Below are 2,215 nucleotides of genomic sequence, written 5' to 3' on the forward strand. Positions count from 1 at the left end.
GGTTTTGATTGAAAGCGACGACTGGGGGCCGGGTGGAGCTTATCAGGCCGAAAGACTGAAAAGTCTGCTGGATGCCTTGGCCGATACGCGCGACTCCACCGGGCGCCGCGCGGTGCTAACCGGCGACGTGATCTTGTCCGTGCCGGATATCGCCAAAACCCAAGACGATGCCGAAGGCCGATACTTCCGAAGACGGCTGGATACCGATTTCCCGGAAATTTTTCAAACGATGCGCTCTGGCATCACACAAGGCACATTCGTTCCGCAACTGCACGGCTTAGAGCATTTGAACGGCGATGCCTTTGCCAGGCTGCTGCGCCAAGGTGATCCGCGCCTAAACGACGCGCGCGCCACTACCGACTGGTGGGATTGGGAATCGCTGGATTCACCGCTACAAGGCCACTATGTCGATGGAGGTCAGTTGCCGACCGTGCCGATAGACTCCAATAGAGCCCGCGACATCGTCGAGACAGCCAGCCGCTTTTTTACCGAAATGTTCGGGCAGCCCACGCTGACCACGGTCGCGCCCTGTTATCTTTGGGGCGACACTATCGAAGCGTGTTGGCGAGAGTTGCAAATTACGGCGATCCAAACCGCCGGTTACCGTTGTGTCGGGCGCGATGGCAACGGCAAATATATCGCCGATCCCGCTTTGATCCGTTGCGGGGAGCGTAACCGCTTCGGTCAATGCTATTTGGTTCGAAATGTCATGTACGAACCCACCGACGGCAAGCACACACCGGACAGCGCCTACGCCGAAGCTTTAGTTGCGCATCGCCAGGCCTTGCCGCTGACCATTTCCACACACAAATACAATTTCACCCGCAGCGATACACAGTGTCGAGACTCGATCGCCGGATTGCGGCAATTGTTAAACCGAATTTGCACCACGCTGCCTCGAGTCCGGTTTTTGGCTTCGCCAGAATTGGCGGAGTGGCTGAACGGCAACCGAAACGAAGTCAACAATCGGTTTAACGGAGACGCTTGGCAAAGCTTAAACCAAGCCAGTGGTTACCGCCAGGTCGGTGCGTTTCTGTATCGGTTGTATTACCGACACCCGAAACTGGCTTGGATCGGCTATCTGACCGGTTTAATCCTGCCAGCCTGGATCATTTGCGAGACCAGTAAACGCGCCGGCTAACCCTCAAAATTCCGATGAAAATTAGCGCTGTCATTCCAGCTTATAACAATGCGGAATTTCTTCGCGACGCCGTTGCCAGCGTTCGCAATCAAAGCCATCTAGTCGACGAAATCATCGTGGTGGACGACGGCTCGGTTGACGATACGGAAACGGTTGTCGCCGATCTCGGCGGTGATATTGTCTATCATCGCCAAGCCAACCAAGGCCCTTCAGTCGCCCGCAATCAGGGCGTTGCACTTGCCGGTGGAGAATGGATCGCGTTTTTGGACGCCGACGACCAGTGGACACCCGATAAAATCGCCAAACAGTTGCGGACGCTACAAACTTATCCGTCGCTACGCCTGATCGCCGGCGACATGGCGGAAATCGATCGTGATAATCGGCTGCTTACCGCGTCGGTATTGGGCAAACACGGGCTTCTGGAAACATTTTCTAGCTTGGCCGGAGCCCCGGTGCCGAACGCGTTGGCGGCCTTGGTCAAGAAAAACTTTATTCCGACCGGGACCGTGTTGGTCGATAAGGCCGTACTATACGAAGCCGGCCTGTTTAATCCGACGATACGGTTCGGCGAGGATCTGGAGCTTTGGGCTAAAATCGCCGCGAAACATCCAATCAGTTGCCTGCCCGACCCTTTGATGCTACGGCGGCAGCACGGCAACAACGCCACGCAAGCCAGCGAACGCATGCTGGTTGATCTGACACGGGTGATGGAATCGCTGGCCCGGCAAACCGGCCTGGAGCTGAGGGCTCAAGGCGTATCCCCAGGCGGATTGGTCGCAAAAGCGTTTTGGACTTTGGGGTATTGGTATTTCGCCAATGGCACTCGCGCCGCCGCCCGCTCCGCCTTCACGAGCAGTTTTATGCGCGAACCGAATGCCAAAGCCTTACTTTATCTGATCGCCGCTTTGATGCCGCGGAGCGCCATAGCCGGGTTGCGGGCCGTCAAACAACGCATATTCGGCCAATAATTCACTGACCTCACAGCTCTCGTCGATTCTTATGACCGCACCACATCCTAAACGCATCGTGTTTGTCGAAAATGGTATCGGCTACGGCGGCGCCATCATTTGTCTG

Annotated in this window: 2 protein-coding genes; both read left to right on the top strand. The window is 56.2% G+C overall.

What is annotated here, in order from left to right; all coding sequences use genetic code 11:
* Nucleotides 1-1,141: hypothetical protein (locus AC3B8H_RS20555; protein ID WP_488443378.1), on the top strand; the 1,141-nt coding region annotated here is incomplete at its 5' end.
* 14 nt (nt 1,142-1,155) lie between these two features.
* Nucleotides 1,156-2,109: a glycosyltransferase family 2 protein gene (locus AC3B8H_RS20560; protein ID WP_488443379.1), complete on the top strand. Its 954-nt coding sequence runs from the start codon at nt 1,156-1,158 to the stop codon at nt 2,107-2,109.
* Nucleotides 2,110-2,215: the final 106 nt, after the last annotated feature.

The organism is Methylomonas sp. BG-2, from assembly GCF_057766305.1.